Genomic DNA, 14,879 nt, shown 5'->3' with positions numbered 1-14,879 from the left:
AGCAGAGGTTATTTGAGAAATGGCTAAGGAAAAATTCGAGCGCAACAAGCCGCACTGCAACGTCGGCACCATCGGTCACGTCGACCACGGCAAGACCACGCTGACCGCGGCGATCACGAAGGTGATGGCCGATGTGTACGGCGGTTCGGCTGTCGACTTCGCCAACATCGACAAGGCTCCGGAAGAGCGCGAGCGCGGGATCACCATCTCGACCGCGCACGTCGAGTACGAAACCGACGCGCGCCACTACGCTCACGTCGATTGCCCGGGGCACGCCGACTATGTGAAGAACATGATCACCGGTGCGGCCCAGATGGACGGCGCCATCCTGGTCGTGAACGCTGCCGACGGCCCGATGCCGCAGACCCGCGAGCACATCCTGCTCTCGCGTCAGGTCGGCGTTCCCGCGCTGGTCGTGTACCTCAACAAGGTCGACCAGGTCGATGACGAAGAGCTGCTCGAACTGGTCGAACTCGAAGTTCGCGAACTGCTCAGCGAGTATGATTTCGACGGCGACAACATTCCGATCGTCAAGGGTTCGGCTCTGGCCGCTCTCGAAGGTCGCGACGACAACATCGGCAAGGAATCGATCGTCGAGCTGATGAAGGCCGTCGATGAGCACATCCCGCAGCCGGAACGTCCGGTCGATCAGGACTTCCTGATGCCGATCGAGGACGTGTTCTCGATCTCGGGTCGTGGTACGGTTGTGACCGGTCGTGTCGAAACCGGCGTTGTCAATGTGGGCGATGAAGTCGAAATCGTCGGCATCAAGGACACCACCAAGACGACCGTTACCGGCGTCGAAATGTTCCGTAAGCTGCTCGATCGCGGTGAAGCCGGCGACAACATCGGTGCCCTGATCCGCGGCGTCGGCCGTGAAGACGTCGAGCGTGGCCAGGTCCTCGCGAAGCCGGGTTCGGTTACGCCGCACACCGAGTTCAGCGCGGAAGTCTACGTCCTTTCGAAGGACGAAGGTGGCCGTCACACGCCGTTCTTCGCCAACTACCGTCCGCAGTTCTACTTCCGCACGACCGACGTGACCGGTGAAGTGATCCTGCCGGAAGGCACCGAGATGGTGATGCCGGGCGACAACGTGACGATCAACGTCAAGCTGATCGCTCCGATCGCCATGGACGAAGGCCTCCGCTTCGCAATCCGCGAAGGCGGCCGCACCGTCGGCTCGGGCGTTGTTTCGAAGATCACCGTCTAAGCCGGCGCCTGATCTGACGGCACGCTGCTAGCGTTAGAAACACCCTCTCCCGGCAACGGGAGGGGGTGTTTTCTTTTGCACGAGCGAGTTAGCTAGCGGCATGAGCTTCCTGTCCCGTCTCACATCCTATGCCAGCCTGGGCCTGATCGGCGCGGGCAAGGGGCTGGCGGGCAATCGCTATGGCGACGGCTGGAACGGGCTGGCGGCGATCCCGGCGAAGACGGTGCTCGATATCGGCGCATGCGGCGGCGAACTGGCGGAGCGGGAATTGCTGGGCGCCTTCCCGCAGGCGCGACTACATTGCTTCGAACCGCATCCGGCCAGCTTTGCGCGGCTCGAGCGGGTCGCAGCGCGGCACCCACGCATCCACGCCCACCACATCGCGCTCGGCGATAGCGAGATGATGGTGGACATGCAGTTCAATCCGGGCTCGCCATCTTCCTCGTCACTTCGCATGCAGACTGCCGAGAACGTCACGTTGTTCCCGCAAGTCGCCGACACCATCACCACACCGGTGAGCCAGCGGCGGCTCGACGACTGGGCGAGGGAGCAGGGTGATGCGCTTGAAGGGCCTCTCGTCGTCAAGATGGATGTGCAGGGGTTCGAAGATCGCGTGATCGCCGGTGGGCAGGAAACGCTGCGCCGTGCGGATGGTATCGTGCTCGAAGTTTGCCTGGCACCGCTCTATGAGGGCCAACCCACGTTCGCCGCCTTGCATGACAGCCTCGCATCCCTAGGTTTTGCCTTCGCCGGTACCCGCGACCAGTTCTTTGGCGAGGGCGGCAAGGTCATCTATCTCGACGCGGTGTTCCTGCGCGAGGGCGGCTGACGCAAAATTGTTCCGATTTTGGGGTTGCCCAGAATCGCATGTACCCGTATAGGCGCGCCCGAAGCCGCTTCCGAGCGGCCAGGTTTTCTCCAACCCGTTGGTTCGGTTTGGCCCCTCGATAAGAGATACGGTCAGGCGGAAGCTATGGGGCGGACACAGAAGTAGAAGAGCCGGAGCGGCGGGGGTGACCTGGCGTTGCGGCGATTTTTGGCTCTTTCGCATTGGTGTAGGTAATGGAAGCTCAGAATATCCGCATTCGCCTGAAGGCGTTCGATCATCGCGTGCTCGACCAGGCAACTGGCGAAATCGCAGACACCGCTCGCCGTACCGGCGCGCTTATTCGCGGCCCCATTCCCATGCCGACGCGTATCGAAAAGTTCACCGTGAACCGCGGCCCGCACATCGACAAGAAGTCGCGCGAGCAGTTCGAGGTGCGCACCTACAAGCGGCTGCTCGACATCGTGCAGCCGAACGCCCAGACGGTCGACGCTTTGATGAAGCTGGACCTTGCTGCAGGCGTGAATGTCGAGATCAAATTGGCCTAAGCCAATTTGCCGCGAGCCCCCGCGAAGGCGGGGGTCTCAGTCCTCTTGGTCGGACGTAAAATGACCGGGAAGAATTGCAGGTCGCGCCAGCGGCCTGAGGTCCCTGCCTTCGCAGGGACTCGGACATAGAGATACCGCCGGTCCATCGACCGGGCTGCGTCTCCCGTCTCGCTCAATCGGCCCCTGCCGTGCGAGCATTCAGCCCGGACGGGGCGATGCATGAAAAATTGGGCTGAAACGGGTCTGACCGTGATGGCAGGCTCGCATGCACCTGGGGATGGGCCCCTTGTGCCTCTGTTAGGAGTTTTGACGATGCGCACCGGCGTGATCGCAAAGAAAGTCGGGATGACCCGCCTGTTCCAGGAGGACGGACGTCACGTACCTGTGACCGTTCTCGCTCTGGAAGATTGCCAGGTCGTGTCCCAGCGGACCCAGGAGCGCGATGGCTATTTCGCTCTCCAGGTCGGCTCGGGCGTGGCCAAGCAGAAGAACGTTGCCAAGCCGCAGCGTGAGGCTTTCGCCAAGGCCGAAGTCGGCCTGAAGATGAAGGTCGCCGAATTCCGCGTCGAAGGCGAAGACGGGCTCCTGCCTGTCGGTGCCGCCATCAGCGCCGAGCACTTCATTGCCGGCCAGAAGGTCGACATCACCGGCTACACCCAGGGTAAGGGTTTCGCCGGTGCCATGAAGCGTTGGGGCTTCGGCGGTTTGCGTGCAACGCACGGCGTCTCGATTTCGCACCGTTCGCACGGTTCGACGGGTAACCGCCAGGATCCGGGCCGCGTGTTCAAGGGCAAGAAGATGGCCGGCCACATGGGCGACCGTCAGCGCACCCAGCAGAATCTCGAAGTCGTCCGCACCGATCCGGAACGCGGCCTGATCTTCGTCAAGGGTTCGGTCCCGGGCACGAAGAACAGCTGGATGCTGATCCGCGATGCCGTGAAGCTGCCGCTTCCCGAAGGCGTGCCGTTCCCCGGCGCAGTCGTCGAGAAGAACGCTCCGGCCAAGGAAGCCGACGCTCCGGCCGCTGACGAGCAGAAGCTCGACGACGTGGCAAACGAAGAAGCTGTGGTGGAAGAGAAGGCTGCTGACAAGCAGACCAACGACACCGCGGCTCCGGCTGAAGAAACCCCCGCTGAAGAGGCTCCCAAGGCCGACGACAGCGATGCAGGCAAGGAGGGCTGATCCGTGAAGGTGAAGGTCCAGAAAATCGACGGCAAGGCTGCCGGTGATGTCGAGCTCGACGATGCCGTGTTCGGTGTCGAGCCGCGCGCCGACATCCTCCACCGCGTAGTTACGTGGCAGCTCGAAAATCGCCGCGGCACCGCCCGCCCGACGCGTGAGCGTTCGGACGTGGCGCGTACCGGTGCGAAATTCGGTCGCCAGAAGGGTTCGGGCAACGCTCGCCACGGCGATCGCGGCGCTCCGATCTTTATCGGTGGCGGTAAGGCTCACGGCGCTCGCAAGCGCGATTTCAACCCGTCGCTCAACAAGAAAATCCGTGCGCTCGGCCTCAAGATGGCGCTTTCGAGCAAGGCGAAGGACGGCCTCGTCGTCGTCGACAGCCTCGACCTCAAGGATGCCAAGACCAAGGTGCTCAAGGGTCACTTCGACAAGGCCGGCTGGAACGGCAAGGTCCTGGTGATCGACGGCGAAAGCGTGAACGAAGGCTTCTCGAAAGCCGCCGGCAACCTGCCGGGCGTTAACGTGCTGCCGGCCATGGGTGCCAATGTCTACGACATCCTCAAACACGACACGCTCGTCCTGACCAAGGACGCGGTCGAAAAGCTGGAGGCGCGTTTCAATGGCTAAGCAGGAAATCGACGCTCGTCACTACGACGTGGTGCTCGCGCCGCACATCACCGAGAAGGCGACGCTCGCCAGCGAGAACAACGCGGTTGTTTTCAAGGTCGCGAACGATGCCACCAAGCCGCAGATCAAGGAAGCGGTCGAGGCACTCTTCTCGGTCAAGGTCACCGGCGTGAACACGATCGTGACCAAGGGCAAGACCAAGCGCTGGCGGGGCAAGCCCTACAAGCGCTCCGACTTCAAGAAGGCGATCGTTACGCTCGCCGATGGTGACTCGATCGACGTCACCAGCGGTATCTGAGGGGCTAGGGAACAATGGCACTCAAGAATTACAACCCGACCAGCCCCGCGCGCCGCGGCCTGATCCTCGTCGACAAATCCGGCCTGTACAAAGGCAAGCCGGTCAAGTCGCTCACGGAAGGCAAGCGCAAGACCGGTGGCCGGAACAACAAGGGCCATGTCACTTCGCGCGGCATCGGCGGCGGTCACAAGCAGAAGTACCGCTACATCGACTTCAAGCGTCGCAAGTGGGATGTGGAAGGCACTGTGGAGCGGATCGAATACGATCCCAACCGCACCGCTTTCATCGCGCTCGTCAAGTATGACGACGGCGAACTGGCCTATATCATCGCGCCGCAGCGCCTCGCTGTGGGTGACAAGGTGATCGCAGCCGAGAAGGCCGACACCAAGCCGGGCAACGCCATGCTGCTGGGCCAGATGCCGGTCGGCACCATCTGCCACAATGTGGAGATGAAGCCGGGCAAGGGCGGGCAGATCGCCCGTTCGGCAGGCGCCTACGTGCAGCTCGTCGGTCGTGATCGCGGGATGGTGATCGTGCGCCTGAACTCTGGCGAGCAGCGGTATCTGCGGGCCGATTGCATGGGCACGGTTGGCGCGGTTTCGAACCCCGACAACCAGAACCAGAACCTGGGCAAGGCCGGTCGTCGCCGGTGGATGGGCGTCAAGCCGCTCACCCGCGGTGTCGCCAAGAACCCGGTCGACCACCCGCACGGCGGTGGTGAAGGTCGCACCAGCGGTGGCCGTCACCCGGTCACCCCGTGGGGCAAGCCGACCAAGGGCGCCCGTACCCGCAAGAACAAGCAGACGGACAAGTTCATCATCCGTTCGCGCCACGCCAAGAAGAAGAGGTAAGACACGATGGCACGTTCCGTCTGGAAAGGTCCTTTCGTCGAACTCAGCCTTCTGAGGAAGGCGGAGGACGCACAGGAAGCGAGCAGCAACAAGCCGATCAAGACCTGGTCGCGTCGCTCGACGATCCTGCCGCAGTTCGTTGGCCTGACGTTCAACGTCTACAATGGTCACAAGTTCATCCCCGTCTCCGTTTCGGAAGAGATGGTCGGCCACAAGCTCGGTGAGTTCGCGCCCACGCGGACGTTCCCCGGTCACGCTGCCGACAAGAAGGGCAAGCGATAATGGGTAAGGCAAAATCCCCCCGCCGTGTCGCTGACAACGAGGCGCTGGCCGTCGGCACCACGATCCGTGGTTCGGCGCAGAAGCTCAACCTCGTTGCCGAGCTGATCCGCGGCAAGAAGGCCGAGGAAGCGCTGAACATTCTCGCTTTTTCGAAGAAGGCCATGGCACGCGATGCGAGCAAGGTGCTCGCGTCGGCCATCGCCAATGCGGAAAACAACCACGACCTCGACGTCGACGCATTGGTCGTCGCCGAAGCGAGCGTGGGCAAGTCGATCACCATGAAGCGGTTCCACACCCGTGGCCGCGGCAAGAGCACCCGCATCCTGAAGCCCTTCAGCAAGCTTCGGATCGTCGTGCGCGAAGTGGAAGAGGCGTAAGATGGGCCAGAAGAGCAATCCGATCGGTCTGCGCCTGCAGATCAACCGTACCTGGGACAGCCGCTGGTATGCCGAAGGCAACGCCTACGCGAAGCTGCTCGCAGAAGACATCGAGATCCGTAAGTACATCCTCGAAACCGCTGCCCAGGCCGCGATTTCGAAGGTGGTGATCGAGCGTCCGGCCAAGCTGTGCCGCATCTCGATTTATGCGGCTCGCCCCGGTGTCATCATCGGCAAGAAGGGCGCGGACATCGAAAAGCTGCGCCAGAAGCTGTCGACCATGACCGAAAGCGAAGTGAAGCTTAACATCGTCGAGATCCGCAAGCCGGAAATCGACGCCAAGCTCGTCGCCCAGGGCATTGCCGACCAGCTGATCCGCCGTGTCGCTTTCCGCCGTGCGATGAAGCGCGCCATGCAGTCTGCCATGCGTCTGGGTGCCGAAGGTATCAAGATCGTCTGCGGCGGCCGCCTGGGCGGTGCCGAAATCGCCCGTGTCGAGCAGTATCGCGAAGGCCGCGTTCCGCTCCACACGCTGCGCGCCAACATCGACTATGCCGAAGCCGAAGCGCTGACCGCATACGGAATCATCGGCATCAAGGTGTGGGTCTTCAAGGGCGAGATCCTCGGCCATGACCCGACCGCACAGGACCGCCTCATGATGGAAGCTCAGACTTCCGGCGTGCGTCCGGCTCGCTGATTGCAGAGATAGAGACAGACAATGCTGCAACCGAAGAAAACCAAGTACCGCAAGGCCTTCAAGGGCCGGATCAAGGGTGATGCCAAGGGTGGCACCACGCTGAATTTCGGCTCCTACGGCCTCAAGGCTCTCGAACCCGAGCGCGTTACCGCGCGCCAGATCGAAGCCGCGCGTCGTGCCATCACCCGCCACATCAAGCGTCAGGGTCGTCTCTGGATCCGCGTGTTTCCCGATGTGCCGGTATCGAAGAAGCCTGCCGAAGTCCGTCAGGGTAAGGGCAAGGGCTCGGTCGAATATTGGGCTGCCCGCGTGAAGCCGGGCCGCATCCTGTTCGAACTCGACGGTGTGCCGGGTCCGCTCGCCGCATCCGCTTTCGAGCGTGCTGCGATGAAGCTGCCCGTCAAGACCAAGGTCGTCGCCCGCTTCGGTGACACCTCGCACCTGGGAGGCAACTGATGGCCAAAGTCGAAGACCTGCGTCAGAAGAGCGACGACCAGCTCGCCGAAGAGCTCGTCCAGCTGAAGAAAGAGCAGTTCAACCTGCGCTTCCAGGCTGCCACGAACCAGCTCGAAGCACCGGCTCGCATCCGCGAAGTCCGCCGCTCGATCGCCCAGATCAAGACGCTTCAGAACGAGCGTGCCGCATCCGCGGCGAAAGCTTGAGGAGTTAGACAATGCCGAAACGTATCCTGATCGGGACTGTCACCTCCGACAAGACCGACAAGACCGTGACCGTGCTGGTCGAACGCAAGGTGAAGCACCCGCTCTACGGGAAGATCATCCGTCGTTCGAAGAAGTATCACGCTCACGACGAGAAGAACGAATACACGCTGGGCGACGTCGTCCGCATCGAAGAGACCAAGCCGATCTCGAAGACGAAAACCTGGGCCGTGAAAGACCGCGTCGTTGCGGGCGGAACGCAGGCGATCGAGGCGGATCTCGATGTGGCCGAAGCCACCCCCGGTGGTGCCGAGTAATCAGACGTAGGAACTGCCGGGCCCCCGCCAACAGTAGAAGTGGCGATTTGGGTGTCTCGGCAAGCCAAGAGAAGGAACCGGATCGATGATCCAGATGCAATCCAATCTCGACGTCGCGGACAACAGCGGCGCAAAGCGCGTCCAGTGCATCAAGGTACTGGGCGGGTCGAAGCGCCGCACCGCGAGTGTCGGGGACGTGATCGTGGTTTCCGTCAAGGAAGCCCAGCCGCGCGCCAAGGTGAAGAAGGGCGATGTCCATCGCGCCGTCATCGTGCGCACGAAGAAGGATGTCCGCCGCCCAGACGGTAGCGTGATCCGCTTCGACAGCAATGCCGCCGTGCTTGTCAGCAAGAACGAAGAGCCGATCGGCACCCGTATCTTCGGCCCGGTCGTCCGCGAACTGCGCGGCCGCGGTTTCATGAAGATCATCTCGCTTGCTCCGGAGGTGCTGTGATGGCGTCCGCAAAGATCAAGAAGGGTGACAGCGTCGTCGTCCTGTCCGGTAAGGACAAGGGCAAGACCGGCACCGTCGCGAAGGTCATGCCGAAAGAAGGCAAGGTCGTCGTCGAAGGCGTCAACATGATCGCGCGTCACCGCAAGCCGAGCCAGGAAAACCCGCAGGGTGGCATCGACCGCTACGAAGCGCCGATGCACATCGCCAAGGTTGCCGTGGCTGACCCGAAGGATGGCAAGCCCACCCGCGTCCGGATCGAAGAGAAGGACGGCAAGAAGGTGCGCGTTGCCGTGAAGAGTGGGGAGACCATCGATGGCTGATTATACCCCTCGTATGAAAGCCCGGTACGAGAACGAAATCGTCAAGGCGATGACCGAGAAGTTCGGTTACAAGAATCGTCTCGAAGTGCCGCGCCTCGAGAAGATCACGCTCAATATGGGTGTGGGCGAAGCGAGCCAGGACAAGAAGAAAGTCCAGACCGCTGCCGAGGAAATGGCACTGATCGCCGGCCAGAAGCCGGTTATCACCAAGGCCAAGAAGTCGATCGCACAGTTCAAGCTGCGCGAAGGCATGCCGATCGGTTGCAAGGTCACCTTGCGGCGCGACCGGATGTTCGAATTCCTCGATCGCCTGGTGACCATCGCGATGCCGCGTATCCGCGACTTCCGTGGTCTCAACGCCAAGTCGTTCGACGGTCGTGGCAACTATGCCATGGGCCTGAAGGAACAGATCATCTTCCCGGAAATCTCCTACGACAAGATCGAGAAGGTCCGGGGCATGGATATCATCGTGACGACCACTGCCAAAACGGACGAAGAAGCGCGCGAATTGCTGCGCCTGTTCGGTTTCCCGTTCCCGGCGGAAGCGTCTGCAGAGAAGGAAGCGGCGTGAGCCGCTAACAGAGGAACTTAAGTCCAATGGCGAAACTGAGTTCGATCAATAAGAACGAAAAGCGCAAGAAGCTCGTCAAGCAATATGCTGCCAAGTACGAGAAGCTGAAGGCGATCGCGAACGACAAGTCGCTCGACGAAACCGAGCGTCTCATCGCGCGCCTGAAGATGGCGGAAATCCCGCGCAACGCGAACCCGACCCGCGTGCGCAACCGCTGCGCCACCACCGGCCGCCCGCGCGGCTATTATCGCAAGTTCGGCATCAACCGCATCGAACTGCGCGACCTCGGCAACAAGGGCCTGATTCCGGGCCTGACCAAGTCGAGCTGGTGAGGAATCGATAGATGGCTATGACCGATCCCCTGGGTGATATGCTCACCCGCATCCGCAACGGCCAGCAGGCGAAGAAGGACAGCGTCCTTTCGCCCGCTTCCAAGCTGCGTGCCAACGTTCTCGAAGTGCTCCAGCGCGAAGGCTACATCCGTGGCTACAGCGAAGACGCTTCGGGCAAGCACGCCGCGCTGCGGATCGAACTGAAATATTTCGAGGGTGAGCCTGCGATCAAGCATGTCGCCCGCGTCTCCAAGCCGGGTCGCCGGATCTACTCGGGTTCGAAAGAACTTCCGACAGTCCGCAACGGCCTCGGCATCACCATCGTCTCGACGCCCAAGGGCGTGCTTTCGGACAACGAAGCGCGCACCCAGAATGTCGGCGGCGAAGTGCTGGCGGAGGTGTTCTGATGAGCCGCATCGGCAAGAGGGCCGTGGCGATCCCGAGCGGGGTCGAGGCCAAGATCGACAACGGCACGCTGACCGTGAAAGGTCCCAAGGGCACTCTGTCCCTGGGTCTTTCGGATCTCATCGATTACAAGATCGAGGGTGACGAGATCGCGGTGAACCCGGCCAACGACACGCAGAAGGCGCGCTCCTATTGGGGCATGCAGCGCACGCTGGTGTCCAACCTGGTCGAAGGCGTGACCGAAGGCTTTTCCAAGACGCTGGAAATCTCGGGCGTCGGTTATCGTGCGCAGGCGCAGGGCAAGACGCTCAAGCTGCAGCTCGGCTACAGCCACGATGTCGACATCGCTGTTCCGGAAGGTCTCGAAGTGAAGACCCCGGACCAGACGACCGTGATCATTTCCGGCATCGACAAGCAGGCCGTCGGCCAGCTTGCCGCCGAAATCCGCCAGTGGCGCAAGCCCGAGCCGTACAAGGGCAAGGGCATCAAGTACCAGGGCGAATATGTCTTCCGCAAGGAAGGGAAGAAGAAGTAAGATGGCGAAACTTTCCCTCTTCGAACGTCGCCGCCAGCGGGTCCGCTCCGCTCTGCGCAAGCGCTCCGGCGACAAGCCGCGTCTGTCGGTCCATCGCACCGGCAAGCACATCTACGCGCAGGTGATCGACGATGCCGACGGCAAGACTCTTGCCGCTGCCTCGACGCTGGGCGCGAAGGGCTCGGGTGCGAATGTCGATGCCGCCGCCAAGGTCGGCAAGGACATTGCTGCTGCCGCCAAGAAGGCCGGCGTTACGACTGTCGTGTTCGATCGCGGCGGGTTCCTGTTCCATGGTCGCGTGAAAGCGCTGGCCGACGCCGCTCGCGAAGGCGGGCTGGAGTTCTGATGATGGCTGACGAAAAGAAAACCCCGGAAAACGAAGCCGAAACCGCAACGCCGGCAGTGGCTGTCGAGGATGCCCTTAAGGCCGAGCCGACGGAAACGCTCGAAGCGCAGAAGGCCAAGGCCGAGGCCGAGACCCCGGCTGTGGCCGAGACACCCTCGGAAGCGGCTGCGAACCAGTCGGCTGCCCAAGGCGCCGAAGGCCAGCCGCGCGAGCGTGGCGGCCACGATCGTGGCGGGCGCGGTGGACGCGGCGGCAACGACCGCGGTCGCGGTCGTGGTGGCCGCGACAATCGTCGTGGCGGTCGCCGCGAGGAAGAGGACGACGGCATCATCGAGAAGCTGGTCCACATCAACCGCGTCAGCAAGACGGTGAAGGGCGGTAAGCGCTTCGGTTTCGCTGCGCTCGTGGTTGTCGGTGACGGTCAGGGCCGCGTCGGCTTCGGCAAGGGCAAGGCCCGCGAAGTGCCGGAAGCGATCCAGAAGGCCACGGCCGCGGCTCGCAAGAAGATGATCCGCGTCGCGCTCAAGGAAGGCCGCACGCTGCACCATGACGGCAACGGTCGTTTCGGTGCCGGCAAGGTGACCGTCCGCACCGCGCCTCCGGGTACCGGCATCATCGCCGGTGGTCCGATGCGTGCCGTGTTCGAGAGCCTCGGTGTGGCCGATGTGGTGACCAAGTCGGTCGGCACCTCGAACCCCTACAACATGATCCGCGCCACCTTCGACGCGTTGCAGGACCAGACTTCGCCGAAGTCGGTGGCCCAGCGTCGCGGCAAGAAGGTCGCCGACCTGCTCGGTCGCGGTGGCGCCAGCGAAGCCGAGGCGGAAGCCGACGCCGCAGCTATCGCGGAGTAAGAAACATGGCGAAGATCAAGATCAAACAGACCGGTTCGCCGATCCGTCGTCCGGAAAGCCAGAAGAAAATCCTGGTCGGCCTGGGCCTCAACAAGATGCACAAAGTGGTCGAGCTAGAAGATACTCCCGAGGTCCGCGGCGCGATCGCCAAGATCCCGCATCTTGTCGAAGTGGTCGACTAATGCATTTTCGCCTTTTGGCTGTTGGCGAGAATTTCCCGATGGTCCAAGATGGCGAGAAAGTAGCGATGGGTTGGTTTAAGACCGTATGGGTCAATGCAACCGACCTTGAAGAAGCAAAATCGCGCGCGCTCGGCGTGATAGGCGATGAGCTTCGTGAGGCTGGCATTCGAACCGGGATAGGTTCTTCTGTCAGTTGGGACGAAATCGAAGAGATCGAAGAAGGTGAGGCACTTGATACTCCGAGTGGATTCACTTTCTTTGAGATCGAAAATTGAAGCGCGAACAAAAGCGAAAGCGAGTGCAAGACTATGAAACTCAACGATCTCCGTGACAATGAAGGCGCCCGCAAGGGTCGCATCCGCGTCGGCCGTGGCATCGGCTCGGGCAAGGGCAAGACCGGTGGTCGCGGCCAGAAAGGCCAGAAGAGCCGTTCGGGTGTCGCCATCAAGGGCTTCGAAGGCGGCCAGATGCCGCTCCACATGCGTCTGCCGAAGCGCGGCTTCAACAACCCCTTCGGCAAGGATTTTGCCGAAGTGAACATCGGCATGGTCCAGAAGTTCATCGACGCCAAGAAGCTCGACGGCAAGAAGGACATCACCGAAGAGGCGCTGCGCGAGGCGGGCCTGGTCCGTGGCGGCAAGGACGGTGTTCGCCTGCTCGGCAAGGGCGAACTTAAGGCCAAGGTCAAGTTCATCGTCGCTGGTGCCTCCAAAGGCGCTGTCGAAGCCGTTGAAAAGGCTGGCGGTTCGGTCGAAGTGATCCCTGCTGCGCAGCCCGAACACGAAAAGAAGGCTGCCCGTAGCGAAGCCAACAAGAAGGCCAAGGCCAAAGCCGAATAATCGGAAAAATCGGGGCGACGGGTTCGACATCGAGCCCGTCGCTTCCTATGTGTCCTTCCGATAAGCCGGGAGGGACCGGCGACAAGCTAGGATTTCATCGTTCCCATGGCATCACGCGCCGATAATATTGCGAGCAATCTCAGCCTCGCCAATTTCTCGAAAGCCACCGAGCTGCAGAACCGCATCTGGTTCACCATCGGTGCGCTGATCGTCTTCCGCTTCCTCAGTTTCGTGCCGCTGCCCGGTATCAATCCGCTGGCGCTCGCCGAACTGGCCGACCTTACGTCGGGCGGCGTGATCGACATGTTCAACATGTTCACCGGCGGCAGCCTCGAGCGGATGAGCCTGATTGCTCTCGGCGTCATGCCTTACATTACCGCCTCGATCGTGGTGCAGATGGCCGCAGCCCTGCATCCGACGCTGATGGCGCTGAAGAAGGAAGGCGCGACCGGTCGGCAGAAGCTCAATCAGTACACCCGATACGGCACGGTGTTCCTGTGCATGATGCAGGGCTGGTTCCTGGCTGCGGGCCTGGAGGCGTTTTCCAATTCCGCAGGCCTGCAGGCGGTCGTCGATCCCGGCTATATGTTCCGCGTCGGCGCGGTCATCAGCCTGGTGGGCGGGACGATGTTCCTGTTGTGGCTTGGCGAGCAGATCACCAGTCGCGGTATCGGCAACGGCGTTTCGCTGATCATCATGGCGGGCATCGTGGCGCAGTTTCCAAGCTTCGCCGGCAATATGTTCGAAGGCGGTCGCACCGGTTCGATCAGCGCTTTCCTGATCGTCGGGTTCCTGATCATGGTCGTCATCCTGATCCTGGTCATCTGCTTCATGGAGCGTGCCCAGCGGCGCCTGCTGATCCAGTATCCCAAGCGTGCCACCCAGCGCGGCATGATGCAGGCGGACCGCTCGCACCTGCCGCTGAAGCTCAACACCGCTGGCGTGATCCCGCCGATCTTCGCCAGTTCGTTGCTGCTGTTGCCGCTGACGATTAGCCAGTTTTCGGCCAATTCGCTCGATCCGACCTCCGGCGCGGGCGCGGTGATCCAGACGCTGAACCAATACCTGCAGCACGGCCAGCCGATCTACATGACGCTGTACGGTATCGGCATCATCTTCTTCTGTTTCTTCTACACCGCGGTGGTCTTCAATCCGGAAGACACGGCCGACAATCTCAAGAAGAACGGCGGTTTCATCCCGGGCATCCGCCCCGGCAAGCGGACCGCGGAATATCTCGACTATGTCCTGACCCGCATCACCGTAGTCGGCGCGATCTACTTGACGGTCGTCTGCGTGTTGCCTGAATATGTGATCGCGCAAACCGGCATCCCGCTGTTCCTCGGCGGCACCAGCCTGCTGATCGTCGTCAACGTTACTGTGGATACGATCAGCCAGATCCAGTCGCATTTGCTTGCTCACCAGTACGGTGATCTTATCAAGAAGGCCAAGCTGAAAGGCCGGATGCGCTGAGCCGACGCTGGCGGATCGATTGAGGGGAATCGCGCACGTGAATATCATCCTTCTCGGCCCTCCGGGCGCAGGCAAGGGCACGCAATCGCAGCGGCTCGTCGAGCGGCATGGCATGCGCCAGCTGTCGACCGGCGACATGCTCCGCGCCGCGGTGAAGGCGCAGACCCCCGTCGGTCTCAAGGCCAAGGCGGTGATGGATCGCGGCGAACTGGTTTCGGACGACATCGTCTCCGAGCTGATCGATGCGGAACTGACAGCCATGCACGGTAATGTCGGGGCGATCTTCGATGGCTATCCGCGCACCGCGGCGCAGGCCGGGCAGCTCGACGTCATCCTCGCCAAGCATGATCGCTCGCTGGACAAGGTGATCGAGCTCGAAGTCAATGAAGAAGCGCTGGTCGATCGTATCACCGGGCGCTTCACCTGCGCCAAGTGCGGCACCGGTTATCATGACCGTCACAAGCAGCCCGCCAGGGAAGGCGTGTGCGATGTGTGCGGATCGACCGAGTTCAAGCGTCGCCCCGACGACAATGAGGAAACCGTGCGCACACGGATGCAGGAATATCGGGCCAAGACGGCGCCGATCCTGCCGATCTACGAAGAGCGCGGGCTGGTCGAACGGGTCGATGGTATGGGCGGGATCGACGAGGTCACCGCCGCAATCGATGCGTTGCTGAAGTAGGTCTTTTCCTCCGCC

At 61.9% G+C, this 14,879-nt stretch carries 26 protein-coding genes; all 26 read left to right on the top strand.

Going from position 1 to position 14,879, the window contains the following annotated elements; translation table 11 throughout:
- Positions 1-19 precede the first annotated feature (19 nt).
- Positions 20-1,210 carry an elongation factor Tu gene (gene tuf / locus EL2594_RS08130; protein WP_011414564.1) on the top strand — a complete coding sequence of 397 codons (1,191 nt, stop codon included), beginning with the start codon at positions 20-22 and terminating at the stop codon, positions 1,208-1,210.
- 100 nt (positions 1,211-1,310) lie between these two features.
- Entirely contained in the window at positions 1,311-2,039 is a 729-nt protein-coding gene (locus EL2594_RS08125; RefSeq protein WP_011414563.1) for an FkbM family methyltransferase, read from the top strand.
- Between the two features lie 233 nt (positions 2,040-2,272).
- Positions 2,273-2,584 (top strand): 30S ribosomal protein S10, encoded by a 312-nt coding sequence (gene rpsJ / locus EL2594_RS08120; RefSeq protein ID WP_006831877.1) that lies wholly within the window; start codon positions 2,273-2,275, stop codon positions 2,582-2,584.
- 312 nt (positions 2,585-2,896) lie between these two features.
- Positions 2,897-3,766 (top strand): 50S ribosomal protein L3, encoded by an 870-nt coding sequence (gene rplC, locus EL2594_RS08115; protein ID WP_011414562.1) that lies wholly within the window; start codon positions 2,897-2,899, stop codon positions 3,764-3,766.
- Positions 3,767-3,769: 3 nt separating this feature from the next.
- Positions 3,770-4,393: a 50S ribosomal protein L4 gene (rplD, locus tag EL2594_RS08110; RefSeq protein WP_011414561.1), complete on the top strand. Its 624-nt coding sequence runs from the start codon at positions 3,770-3,772 to the stop codon at positions 4,391-4,393.
- Positions 4,386-4,691 (top strand): 50S ribosomal protein L23, encoded by a 306-nt coding sequence (locus tag EL2594_RS08105; protein ID WP_011414560.1) that lies wholly within the window; start codon positions 4,386-4,388, stop codon positions 4,689-4,691. Before rplD ends, EL2594_RS08105 begins: the two co-directional genes overlap by 8 nt.
- A 14-nt stretch (positions 4,692-4,705) precedes the next feature.
- The gene (rplB, locus tag EL2594_RS08100; protein WP_011414559.1) at positions 4,706-5,542 is read left to right on the top strand and encodes a 50S ribosomal protein L2; all 837 of its coding nucleotides are present in this window, start codon (positions 4,706-4,708) and stop codon (positions 5,540-5,542) included.
- Between the two features lie 6 nt (positions 5,543-5,548).
- Complete coding sequence (rpsS, locus tag EL2594_RS08095) at positions 5,549-5,824, top strand: 30S ribosomal protein S19 (RefSeq protein ID WP_011414558.1); 276 nt, start codon at positions 5,549-5,551, stop codon at positions 5,822-5,824.
- A complete protein-coding gene (gene rplV, locus EL2594_RS08090) occupies positions 5,824-6,201 on the top strand; it encodes a 50S ribosomal protein L22 (protein WP_011414557.1) in 378 nt (125 codons plus the stop codon). Before rpsS ends, rplV begins: the two co-directional genes overlap by 1 nt.
- Position 6,202: 1 nt before the next feature.
- Positions 6,203-6,898, top strand: coding sequence for a 30S ribosomal protein S3 (gene rpsC, locus EL2594_RS08085; protein WP_011414556.1), 696 nt, complete (start codon positions 6,203-6,205; stop codon positions 6,896-6,898).
- A gap of 21 nt (positions 6,899-6,919) precedes the next feature.
- Entirely contained in the window at positions 6,920-7,354 is a 435-nt protein-coding gene (rplP, locus tag EL2594_RS08080) for a 50S ribosomal protein L16 (protein WP_011414555.1), read from the top strand.
- Positions 7,354-7,560 (top strand): 50S ribosomal protein L29, encoded by a 207-nt coding sequence (gene rpmC / locus EL2594_RS08075; RefSeq protein WP_011414554.1) that lies wholly within the window; start codon positions 7,354-7,356, stop codon positions 7,558-7,560. Before rplP ends, rpmC begins: the two co-directional genes overlap by 1 nt.
- Before the next feature lie 11 nt (positions 7,561-7,571).
- Positions 7,572-7,874, top strand: coding sequence for a 30S ribosomal protein S17 (rpsQ, locus tag EL2594_RS08070; RefSeq protein WP_011414553.1), 303 nt, complete (start codon positions 7,572-7,574; stop codon positions 7,872-7,874).
- An 85-nt stretch (positions 7,875-7,959) separates the two neighbouring features.
- The gene (gene rplN / locus EL2594_RS08065) at positions 7,960-8,328 is read left to right on the top strand and encodes a 50S ribosomal protein L14 (RefSeq protein WP_011414552.1); all 369 of its coding nucleotides are present in this window, start codon (positions 7,960-7,962) and stop codon (positions 8,326-8,328) included.
- Positions 8,328-8,648 carry a 50S ribosomal protein L24 gene (gene rplX / locus EL2594_RS08060; RefSeq protein WP_011414551.1) on the top strand — a complete coding sequence of 107 codons (321 nt, stop codon included), beginning with the start codon at positions 8,328-8,330 and terminating at the stop codon, positions 8,646-8,648. The genes rplN and rplX overlap by 1 nt, the downstream gene beginning before the upstream one ends.
- Complete coding sequence (gene rplE, locus EL2594_RS08055) at positions 8,641-9,219, top strand: 50S ribosomal protein L5 (protein WP_041685196.1); 579 nt, start codon at positions 8,641-8,643, stop codon at positions 9,217-9,219. The genes rplX and rplE overlap by 8 nt, the downstream gene beginning before the upstream one ends.
- A 26-nt stretch (positions 9,220-9,245) precedes the next feature.
- On the top strand, positions 9,246-9,551 hold the full coding sequence (gene rpsN, locus EL2594_RS08050) for a 30S ribosomal protein S14 (RefSeq protein WP_011414549.1): 306 nt from the start codon (positions 9,246-9,248) through the stop codon (positions 9,549-9,551).
- Between the two features lie 11 nt (positions 9,552-9,562).
- Positions 9,563-9,958 (top strand): 30S ribosomal protein S8, encoded by a 396-nt coding sequence (gene rpsH / locus EL2594_RS08045; protein ID WP_011414548.1) that lies wholly within the window; start codon positions 9,563-9,565, stop codon positions 9,956-9,958.
- Complete coding sequence (rplF, locus tag EL2594_RS08040) at positions 9,958-10,491, top strand: 50S ribosomal protein L6 (protein ID WP_011414547.1); 534 nt, start codon at positions 9,958-9,960, stop codon at positions 10,489-10,491. Before rpsH ends, rplF begins: the two co-directional genes overlap by 1 nt.
- Before the next feature lies 1 nt (position 10,492).
- The gene (gene rplR, locus EL2594_RS08035; RefSeq protein WP_011414546.1) at positions 10,493-10,837 is read left to right on the top strand and encodes a 50S ribosomal protein L18; all 345 of its coding nucleotides are present in this window, start codon (positions 10,493-10,495) and stop codon (positions 10,835-10,837) included.
- Complete coding sequence (gene rpsE, locus EL2594_RS15645) at positions 10,837-11,691, top strand: 30S ribosomal protein S5 (RefSeq protein ID WP_011414545.1); 855 nt, start codon at positions 10,837-10,839, stop codon at positions 11,689-11,691. Before rplR ends, rpsE begins: the two co-directional genes overlap by 1 nt.
- Positions 11,692-11,696: 5 nt before the next feature.
- A complete protein-coding gene (gene rpmD, locus EL2594_RS08025) occupies positions 11,697-11,873 on the top strand; it encodes a 50S ribosomal protein L30 (protein WP_011414544.1) in 177 nt (58 codons plus the stop codon).
- Positions 11,873-12,148: a hypothetical protein gene (locus EL2594_RS08020; protein ID WP_011414543.1), complete on the top strand. Its 276-nt coding sequence runs from the start codon at positions 11,873-11,875 to the stop codon at positions 12,146-12,148. Before rpmD ends, EL2594_RS08020 begins: the two co-directional genes overlap by 1 nt.
- A 33-nt stretch (positions 12,149-12,181) precedes the next feature.
- Entirely contained in the window at positions 12,182-12,712 is a 531-nt protein-coding gene (gene rplO / locus EL2594_RS08015; RefSeq protein WP_011414542.1) for a 50S ribosomal protein L15, read from the top strand.
- A gap of 105 nt (positions 12,713-12,817) precedes the next feature.
- Positions 12,818-14,182 carry a preprotein translocase subunit SecY gene (gene secY, locus EL2594_RS08010; protein ID WP_011414541.1) on the top strand — a complete coding sequence of 455 codons (1,365 nt, stop codon included), beginning with the start codon at positions 12,818-12,820 and terminating at the stop codon, positions 14,180-14,182.
- A 37-nt stretch (positions 14,183-14,219) separates the two neighbouring features.
- Entirely contained in the window at positions 14,220-14,864 is a 645-nt protein-coding gene (locus EL2594_RS08005) for an adenylate kinase (protein WP_011414540.1), read from the top strand.
- The last annotated feature ends 15 nt before the right edge of the window (positions 14,865-14,879 follow it).

Source organism: Erythrobacter litoralis HTCC2594 (genome assembly GCF_000013005.1).
Classification (GTDB): Bacteria; Pseudomonadota; Alphaproteobacteria; order Sphingomonadales; family Sphingomonadaceae; genus Parerythrobacter; species Parerythrobacter litoralis_A.
The sequence above is the reverse complement of the archived record's forward strand: the minus strand, read 5'-3'. Positions and strand labels throughout refer to the sequence as shown.

Coding starts and splice junctions, on each gene's coding strand:
- tuf (WP_011414564.1), top strand. CDS start 20: ATGGCTAAGGAAAAATTCGAGCGCAACAAGCCGCACTGCAACGTCGGC.
- EL2594_RS08125 (WP_011414563.1), top strand. CDS start 1,311: ATGAGCTTCCTGTCCCGTCTCACATCCTATGCCAGCCTGGGCCTGATC.
- rpsJ (WP_006831877.1), top strand. CDS start 2,273: ATGGAAGCTCAGAATATCCGCATTCGCCTGAAGGCGTTCGATCATCGC.
- rplC (WP_011414562.1), top strand. CDS start 2,897: ATGCGCACCGGCGTGATCGCAAAGAAAGTCGGGATGACCCGCCTGTTC.
- EL2594_RS08105 (WP_011414560.1), top strand. CDS start 4,386: ATGGCTAAGCAGGAAATCGACGCTCGTCACTACGACGTGGTGCTCGCG.
- rplB (WP_011414559.1), top strand. CDS start 4,706: ATGGCACTCAAGAATTACAACCCGACCAGCCCCGCGCGCCGCGGCCTG.
- rpsS (WP_011414558.1), top strand. CDS start 5,549: ATGGCACGTTCCGTCTGGAAAGGTCCTTTCGTCGAACTCAGCCTTCTG.
- rplV (WP_011414557.1), top strand. CDS start 5,824: ATGGGTAAGGCAAAATCCCCCCGCCGTGTCGCTGACAACGAGGCGCTG.
- rpsC (WP_011414556.1), top strand. CDS start 6,203: ATGGGCCAGAAGAGCAATCCGATCGGTCTGCGCCTGCAGATCAACCGT.
- rplP (WP_011414555.1), top strand. CDS start 6,920: ATGCTGCAACCGAAGAAAACCAAGTACCGCAAGGCCTTCAAGGGCCGG.
- rpmC (WP_011414554.1), top strand. CDS start 7,354: ATGGCCAAAGTCGAAGACCTGCGTCAGAAGAGCGACGACCAGCTCGCC.
- rpsQ (WP_011414553.1), top strand. CDS start 7,572: ATGCCGAAACGTATCCTGATCGGGACTGTCACCTCCGACAAGACCGAC.
- rplN (WP_011414552.1), top strand. CDS start 7,960: ATGATCCAGATGCAATCCAATCTCGACGTCGCGGACAACAGCGGCGCA.
- rplX (WP_011414551.1), top strand. CDS start 8,328: ATGGCGTCCGCAAAGATCAAGAAGGGTGACAGCGTCGTCGTCCTGTCC.
- rplE (WP_041685196.1), top strand. CDS start 8,641: ATGGCTGATTATACCCCTCGTATGAAAGCCCGGTACGAGAACGAAATC.
- rpsN (WP_011414549.1), top strand. CDS start 9,246: ATGGCGAAACTGAGTTCGATCAATAAGAACGAAAAGCGCAAGAAGCTC.
- rpsH (WP_011414548.1), top strand. CDS start 9,563: ATGGCTATGACCGATCCCCTGGGTGATATGCTCACCCGCATCCGCAAC.
- rplF (WP_011414547.1), top strand. CDS start 9,958: ATGAGCCGCATCGGCAAGAGGGCCGTGGCGATCCCGAGCGGGGTCGAG.
- rplR (WP_011414546.1), top strand. CDS start 10,493: ATGGCGAAACTTTCCCTCTTCGAACGTCGCCGCCAGCGGGTCCGCTCC.
- rpsE (WP_011414545.1), top strand. CDS start 10,837: ATGATGGCTGACGAAAAGAAAACCCCGGAAAACGAAGCCGAAACCGCA.
- rpmD (WP_011414544.1), top strand. CDS start 11,697: ATGGCGAAGATCAAGATCAAACAGACCGGTTCGCCGATCCGTCGTCCG.
- EL2594_RS08020 (WP_011414543.1), top strand. CDS start 11,873: ATGCATTTTCGCCTTTTGGCTGTTGGCGAGAATTTCCCGATGGTCCAA.
- rplO (WP_011414542.1), top strand. CDS start 12,182: ATGAAACTCAACGATCTCCGTGACAATGAAGGCGCCCGCAAGGGTCGC.
- secY (WP_011414541.1), top strand. CDS start 12,818: ATGGCATCACGCGCCGATAATATTGCGAGCAATCTCAGCCTCGCCAAT.